This is a genomic window from Mycobacterium sp. 1245499.0 (assembly GCF_001673615.1).
In the GTDB taxonomy this organism is placed as follows: Bacteria; Actinomycetota; Actinomycetes; order Mycobacteriales; family Mycobacteriaceae; genus Mycobacterium; species Mycobacterium europaeum_A.
In genome coordinates this window covers 1-7,313 of sequence record NZ_LZMG01000411.1, presented here as the reverse complement: position 1 = coordinate 7,313, position 7,313 = coordinate 1, and the positions used below count along the sequence as shown (strand labels likewise).

At 70.2% G+C, this 7,313-nt stretch carries 8 protein-coding genes; 1 reads left to right on the top strand and 7 read right to left on the bottom strand.

Annotated elements, in window-relative coordinates; genetic code table 11:
* Nucleotides 1–105: 105 nt before the first annotated feature.
* The 7 genes from A5646_RS25830 to A5646_RS25800 all read right to left on the bottom strand — a co-directional run bounded on the left by A5646_RS25830 (nucleotide 106) and on the right by A5646_RS25800 (nucleotide 6,515).
* Nucleotides 106–552, bottom strand: coding sequence for an MmpS family transport accessory protein (locus A5646_RS25830; RefSeq protein WP_197505292.1), 447 nt, complete (start codon nucleotides 550–552; stop codon nucleotides 106–108).
* 165 nt (nucleotides 553–717) lie between these two features.
* Nucleotides 718–1,326: a TetR/AcrR family transcriptional regulator gene (locus tag A5646_RS25825; protein WP_156748802.1), complete on the bottom strand. Its 609-nt coding sequence runs from the start codon at nucleotides 1,324–1,326 to the stop codon at nucleotides 718–720.
* Between the two features lie 57 nt (nucleotides 1,327–1,383).
* Complete coding sequence (locus A5646_RS25820) at nucleotides 1,384–2,496, bottom strand: cystathionine gamma-lyase (protein ID WP_067025302.1); 1,113 nt, start codon at nucleotides 2,494–2,496, stop codon at nucleotides 1,384–1,386.
* 4 nt (nucleotides 2,497–2,500) lie between these two features.
* Nucleotides 2,501–4,582, bottom strand: a complete 2,082-nt coding sequence (gene ligA, locus A5646_RS25815) for an NAD-dependent DNA ligase LigA (RefSeq protein ID WP_067025299.1) — start codon at nucleotides 4,580–4,582, stop codon at nucleotides 2,501–2,503.
* Nucleotides 4,583–4,625: 43 nt separating this feature from the next.
* Complete coding sequence (locus A5646_RS25810) at nucleotides 4,626–4,943, bottom strand: helix-turn-helix transcriptional regulator (protein ID WP_067025296.1); 318 nt, start codon at nucleotides 4,941–4,943, stop codon at nucleotides 4,626–4,628.
* Nucleotides 4,940–5,422 (bottom strand): SRPBCC family protein, encoded by a 483-nt coding sequence (locus A5646_RS25805; protein WP_066862118.1) that lies wholly within the window; start codon nucleotides 5,420–5,422, stop codon nucleotides 4,940–4,942. Before A5646_RS25805 ends, A5646_RS25810 begins: the two co-directional genes overlap by 4 nt.
* Before the next feature lie 64 nt (nucleotides 5,423–5,486).
* Nucleotides 5,487–6,515, bottom strand: a complete 1,029-nt coding sequence (locus tag A5646_RS25800) for a methionine synthase (protein ID WP_067025293.1) — start codon at nucleotides 6,513–6,515, stop codon at nucleotides 5,487–5,489.
* Nucleotides 6,516–6,614: 99 nt separating this feature from the next.
* Between A5646_RS25800 and A5646_RS25795 the strand changes: the two genes are divergently transcribed.
* On the top strand, nucleotides 6,615–7,259 hold the full coding sequence (locus A5646_RS25795) for a sensor domain-containing protein (RefSeq protein ID WP_197499448.1): 645 nt from the start codon (nucleotides 6,615–6,617) through the stop codon (nucleotides 7,257–7,259).
* Nucleotides 7,260–7,313: the final 54 nt, after the last annotated feature.

The window sequence follows — 7,313 nt, the reverse complement described above, 5'->3', positions numbered from 1 at the left end:
CGGCGATGTTGGTGATGGCGGCCAGCGCCACCCAGAACAACAGGATCGGCAGCGCGAGCCGGCGGATGGTGCGCGGCACGAAGGGCCGCGACTGCTCATGATTTGTCATCCAGATTTATCCAGACAGAAGGTGTAGGCGTCGACTTTGTGGACGGTGCGTTGGTCTTTCACTTCACCGTTGACGGTGATGCGGCAGCCCAGGGTGTCGCCGTTGCCCTGCGCGACGACGTTGCCGATCACCGCGGGCTCGGTGCTGGTGATGGTGAACGACCACGGCAAGGGCGCGTCCTTGACTTGCTGGGGCTGGGCGTTGACGTCAAGGTAGTTGATGGTGGCGGTCGCCCCCGGGTCGCCGAACACCTCGAGCACGACCCGCTTGGGGTTGAACGGGACAATCTCGGCCGCCAGCCCGCTGTTGGCCGCCGTGTTGTCGTGCGAGCCGAAGATGCCGTGCAGGCGATAGATCCCGAATCCCGCGAGCGCCACGACCAGCACCGCGACGAGCACCATCCATCCACGCCTCACCAGGGACGCAATCGAAAAGCCTTCCACCCGTTAGCCTTTCGAAGATCGGGCGACAAGATCACGCTCAAGCCAACTGCGGCTGCCAACCTCGTGAGCGTGATCGACAGCTATGACAGTACGGTACGGGACCGTACTGTACAAGAGACGCGCGCGTACATATTTCCCACGGGCGGGCGCGGGCATGCGGCGCCGTTACCCGGCGGGCTTGGTCAGGCCGGGGATGAGAAACCCGTCGACAAACGCCTGCACGGTGTCACGGGTGGGCGGGCGACCGGGAATGATCGACCGGAAGATGAGGTAGCCGGGCAACAGGTCCCAGAGTTCGTCGGTGATGACGTCCTCGGTGATCTCGCCCCGGGCGACGGCCTGACGCAGCACATGCTGGATCGTTGCCTTGCGCTGGTCGAGGAATTGATGCTGCAGGGCGTCATTGAGCGCGGGGTGCCGCGACACCTCGACCATCACCGCGCGGATGGTGCCGGCGTGCTGTCCGCACTCCAGGCTGATCGTCTCCCCCAGGCTCAGCAGATCACCGCGCAGCGAGCCGGTGTTCGGCGGGACGGCCACCTTGCGGACGCCTTCGATGAAGGCCGCCAGCACCAGCTCGGCCTTGGACGGCCAGCGCCGATAGACCGTGGCCTTGCTGGCCCGCGCGGCGTTGGCCACCGCGTCCACCGTCAGCTGGTCATAGCCGTGTTCCTGCAGTAGCGCCAGGGTCACGGCCAGGATTTCGGCCTCGCGCGGCGACCACGGCGATGCGTGCTCGCACCGATCGGCCGTCTGGGTCATAGAGCCCACGATAGAGCCGCTCGGGCGATGCGGACCAATTTCCGCCAGTCCGGCCCGACGGATGTCGCGTCAGCGCGAGGGCAGCAGCGCGCGTTCGATGTCGGTGAGCAGGTCGTCGGTGTCCTCGATACCCAGTGAGATGCGCGCGAATCCGTCGGGGACCGGGTCACCCCAGCGCGCCCTGCGGTCCACCGAGGTGTGCAGGCCACCGAAACTGGTGGAGGCGACCAGCAGTTCGCTGCGGTCCACCAGCGCGTGCACCGCGGCCGCATCGGCCAATTCGACCGAGACCAGCGCCCCGAATCGGCGCATCTGGGCCATGGCCACTTGGTGCGCCGGGTCGTCGACCAAGCCCGGATAGCGCACCGCCCGCACGGCCGGGTGACGGGCCAGCATGGTCGCCACCGCCCGGGCGTTCTGGCATTGGCGTTCGAAGCGCAATCCCGCAGTTCCCATGCTGCGCAACAGAAGCCACGCCTCGAACCCGCCCAGGATCGCACCGGCGGACTGCCGGTGGCGCCGCACCGCGGCGAGCAGCTCGGGCTGATCGGTGGCGACGTATCCGGCCAACAGGTCGCTGTGACCCGACAGGGCCTTGGTGGCGCTGGCCACCACCGCGTCGGCGCCCAGCGACAGCGGCTGCTGCCCCAGGGGCGTGGCGACGGTGTTGTCGACGATTAACCGGGCGCCGCGCCCCCGGCAGATGGTGGCCAGCCGGTGCAGATCAACGACGTCCAACGCCGGATTGGTGGGGGTCTCGGCCAGCACCACGTCGGCCCCCACGGCGGCGTCATAGATCTGCGCACTCGACGCCTCGATGACGCTCACGCCCGCCGGCGCCAGGTCCTCGCGGGCATAGCGGCGAACTTCGTAGTAACCGTCGGCGGGTATCACCACCGTCGATCCGGGGGTCGCCAGGGTCCGCAGCACCGCGGCGATGGCCGCCATGCCCGAGCCGAACACCAGCGCACCGGCCGCCCCCTCCAGCTCGGCAAGTGCGGATTCCAGTTGCCGCCAAGTCGGATTGGAGTCGCGGCCGTAGTTGTCCACGGCACCGGACTCGTCGCCGGACAGGTGGTAGATGGACGCAAGCACCGGCTGCGGGGCCACCGGCTGACCCGGAATTGCTTGAGAATCAACGGCTTTGAGGCTGCGCGTGGAATCACCGTACCGATTGCTCATCGGCTCAGTCCGCGGGGGTCTCGGTCGGACCCTCGGCGAGCAGTGTCCGGAAGCCGTCCTCGTCGAGGACGGGCACTCCCAGCTCGATCGCCTTGTCGTACTTGGAACCCGGCGAATCACCGGCCACGACGTAGTCGGTCTTCTTCGACACGGAGCCGGCGGCCTTTCCGCCGCGCGCCAGGATCGCCTCCTTGGCGTCGTCGCGGGAGAAGCCGGCCAGGGACCCGGTGACCACCACCGTCAGCCCCTCCAGCGTGCGCGGCACGCTGGTGTCGCGCTCGTCGGCCATCCGCACGCCTGCGGCGCGCCACTTCTCGACGATCGCGCGGTGCCAGTCGACGGTGAACCACTCGGTGAGCGCCGCCGCGATCGTCGGGCCGACGCCCTCCACCGCGGCCAGCCGCTCCGTCGATGCCGACATGATCGCGTCCAGGTCGCCGAACTCGGTCGCCAGGGCGCGCGCGGCCGTCGGGCCGACATGCCGGATCGACAACGCCACCAGCACCCGCCACAGCGCCACCTGCTTGGCCTTGTCCAGGTTGTCCAGCAGCCGCCTGCCGTTCGCGGACAGGGAACCGGCCTTGGTCCGGAACAGCTCCGTGCGCAGCAGGTCGTCCTCGCTGAGCGTGAACAGGTCGCCCTCGTCGGCGATCACGCCGGCTTTCAGCAACGCGATGGCGGCCTCGTAACCGAGCCCCTCGATGTCGAATGCACCGCGGCCGGCGACGTGAAAGACCCGCTCGCGCAACTGCGCCGGACAGGACCGGGCGTTGGGGCAACGGATGTCGGCATCGCCCTCCTTGGCCGGCGCCAGCGGGGTGCCGCACTCGGGACACGCGGTGGGCATCTCGAATTCGCGTTCGGAGCCGTCGCGCAGATCCACGACGGGGCCGAGCACCTCCGGGATCACGTCACCGGCCTTGCGGATCATCACCGTGTCGCCGATCAGCACGCCCTTGCGCTTGACCTCGGCGGCGTTGTGCAGGGTGGCCAGCCCCACCGTCGACCCGGCCACCTTCACCGGCGTCATGAATGCGAACGGCGTGACGCGTCCGGTGCGCCCGACGTTGACGCGGATGTCGAGCAGCTTGGTCTGCGCCTCCTGCGGCGGGTACTTGTAGGCGACGGCCCACCGCGGCGCGCGCGAGGTGGTTCCCAGCCGGCGCTGCAGGGCGACGTCGTCGACTTTGACGACCACGCCGTCGATTTCGTGCTCGAGGTCGTAGCGGTGTTCACCCCAGTAGGCGATCCGCTCCTGGACGGCGGCCAGGCCGCGCACCCGCGCGGTCTGTGCGGCCACCGGCAGCCCCCAGGCGCTCAGCGCGGCGTAGGCCTCGTGCTGGCTCTTGGGCGCGAACCCCTCTGTGCGGCCAACGCCGTGACAGATCATCCGCAGCTTGCGCCGGGCGGTGACGGCCGGGTTCTTCTGGCGCAGCGACCCGGCCGCGCTGTTGCGCGGGTTGGCGAACGGCGCCTTGCCGTCCTCGACCAGGCTGGCGTTGAGCGCCTCGAAATCGGCGAGCAGAAAGAACACCTCGCCGCGCACCTCGAGCAGGGCGGGGACCGGGAAGTCCGTGCCGGCCGACAGCCGCTCCGGGACGTCGTCGATGGTGCGCGCGTTGAGCGTCACGTCCTCGCCGACCCGGCCGTCGCCCCGGGTGGCGGCGCGCTCCAACCGGCCGTCGCGATACACCAGCGACAAGGCCACCCCGTCGATCTTGAGTTCGCACAGGTAATGCGGTTGTTTGCCGACCTCGTTCTCGACGCGGTTGCTCCAGGCCACCAGCTCGTCGCGATCGAAGACGTCGTCGAGGCTCAGCATCCGCTCCAGGTGCGCCGCCTCGGCGAACTCGGTGGCGAACCCCGCGCCGCCGACCAGCTGGGTCGGCGAATCGGCCACCCGAAGCTCGGGATGCCGCTCCTCGAGCGCCAAAAGTTCGTTGAACATCGCGTCGAAGTCCGCGTCCGAGATGATCGGGGCGTCCTTGATGTAGTAGCGGAACTGGTGTTCGCGGACCGTTTCGGCCAGGTCCTGCCACTGCCGGCGCACCTCGGGCGATACCGAATCAGCTTCTGCTGAGCTCACCTTGGCAGGCTATCCGAGGACACCGACGCAAAACCCGGCGCGCTCAGTCCTGGACGTAAGAGCGCAACCGATCCACGGCGGCATCCCACCGGCGGGACAGCTGGCTCAGGTAGTCGCTGGCCGACGCCAGCGGCTCGGTCCGCACCGTCCACACCCGCTCGCGGCCCTGCCGGCTGCTGGTCACCAGCCCGACGGACTCCAGCAGCTGCAGGTGCTTGCTGGCCGCCTGCCGGGTGACCGGTATGACGCTGGTGACCTGTGATGTCGAGCTCGGGCCGTGATCGCAGAGCCGCACGATGATGCGCAGCCGGTTGGGGTCACCGAGCGCGTCGAAGAGCGGCGCGTCGACGGCGACTTTCATACCCGGACGCCCTCGACGTACCGGCGCACCAGCGTGGTCTGGATCGCCCAGCCTTCGCCGTTGGCCTCCAAGGACGGGCCGCGACGTGCCGGTGGGATCGCCTCGAACCCGGACTCGGTGATGGTCAGCAGCACGCCGTCGGGCCGCTCAGCCAGGGTGAACTCGACGAGCGTGGTCGGCTCCTGGTCGTAGTCGATGTCGGGGTCGACGGCGAACGGATGCCAGCGGTAGGCGAACCGGCGCGGCGGCTCGACGGCGACGATCTGCCAGGTGCTGCGGACTCCGGTGTGCGGCTCCTGACGCCTGGCCACCTCGCCGTCGACGGTGGTGGGGGTGATCGCGGCGGTCACCGACGTTCCGGCCACGAACGGCCCGTCGAACCGCACCCCGAACCAGCGTCCGAACTCCTCGGCGTCGCTGATCGCCCGCCACACCCGGTCGAGCGGCGCGCGCAGCACGACCTGCTTCTCGATCTTCATGTGCAACCTCCTGGTTGCCTATGAGTGCAGCACATCGCGACCCGAAACGCAACCAATTGGTTGCCTATCCGATGGCGTCGGGGTCCTCGGCGAACATCTCGGCCGCCTTGCGGGCGAGCCCGATCGCGGCGCGGGCCCACTGCGGCGTGGCGCCGGCCAGCCCGCAGGCGGGGGTGACGCCGATGCGGTCGCGCAGCGCCGGGCGGGCGAAGCCGAGGCGGTCGGTGACGGCGACCACCGCGGCGGCCACCTCCTCCGCCGCCGGGCGGCGCGGCGGGGGCTCGGCGCCGAGCACCCCCAGCACGACGGTGCGGCCCGGCTCCACGAACTCGGCGATGCCGTCCAGGTCCGCGGTGGTCAGCGCACCCGCGTCCACCGACACGGCACGAAATGCGCTGCGTTGCAACAGTTCCCATGGGATACCCGGGGCGCAGCAGTGCAGCAGCACCTCGCCCCCGACCGTGTGGGCGCAGCTGTCGAGCAGGCCGGCGGCCAATTCCTCCTCGACGGGCGCCACCGGGCTCAGCGAGGTGACCCCACTCAGCCCCCCGCCCAGCGCTTTGGGCAGCGACGGCTCGTCGAACTGGACCACCACCTCCGCCTCGAGCCGGCGGGCCATCCCGGCCCGATGCGCGGCCACCCCCTCGGCCAGCGACGCGGCCAGGTCGCGCAGCGCGCCGGGGTCGGTGATCGCCCGGTGGCCGTTGGCCAGCTCGATTTCGGCGGCCAGCGTGATCGGGCCCGGCGCCTGCACCTTCACCACCCGGCCGTCGTTGCGCAGGCCGGCGGCCTCCCAGGCCTCCTCCAGCGCGTCCATGTCCTCGTCGAGCAGGCTGATCGCGCGGCGGGTGACCGCGCCGGGCCGGGCGGCAAGCCGGTAGCCGCGCGGCACCGTGTCGATGGCCACGTCGACCAGCAGCGCGCCGGCCCGGCCGAGCATGTCGGCACCGACGCCGCGGGCGGGCAACTCGACGATGTGCGCCAGTGCGCCCGCCAGTTCGCCCACCACGACTTCGGCGGCTTCCCGCGCGGCGCGGCCGGGCCACGAGCCGACACCGCTGGCGGTGGCGAAGGGATGGGCGAAAACACTCACCCGACAACCGTATTCGACGTCGGAGCACCCCCCGGTCGGCAGGGGTCTGTGTGCGCGCTGGCTGCGCGGGTAGGTTCAACGCAAAAGGGGTGCGTAAAGGTGTCGCAGAAGGCGAAATCAGCGTGGCTGCCGCTGTTGTGCGCGGCGGTGGCGCTGGTGGCGTCGTGCACCCGGGTGGTGGACGGCGCGGCCCTGGCGGGTTCCGGCGCCAACCGCAGAGTGGTGCAGGGCGTCGACGTCGACGCGATCCTGCTGGACCAGTCCCGGATGCGCGCGATCACCGGCGCCGGTGAGCATCTGACCATCATCCCCTCGATGGACGGCACCAGCCCGGTGGACATCGACGCGCTCGCCGAGACCGCGCCGCGCGAGTGCCGGTTCATCTACGCCGAGACGGCGACGTTCGGCCGCGACCTGGAGGCATTCCACAAGACGACCTTTCAGGACCCGCCCGACGGCGCGCTGATCTCCGAAGGCGCCGCGGCCTATCGCGATGCCGACGCCGCCCGGCGCGCCTTCGGCGCCCTGGTGGGCACCGTCGGCGCCTGCGCGAACGGCTCGAGCGGGCAGCTCTACGTCGGCGACTGGAACGCCGATGCCACCACGCTGCACCTGCGGCCGGGCGGCTGCGGCCGCGACTACCGGATCCTGTCGGTGGCCATGCTGGAGGTCACCTTCTGCGGCTTCGCGCAGTCGGTGTCCGACATCGTGATGACGAATATCTCGGCGAACATGCCGCGGTGATCAGCGTGCGGTGCCGGCGATGGTGGCGCTGCCGAGCACCTCGTCGCCGTCGGG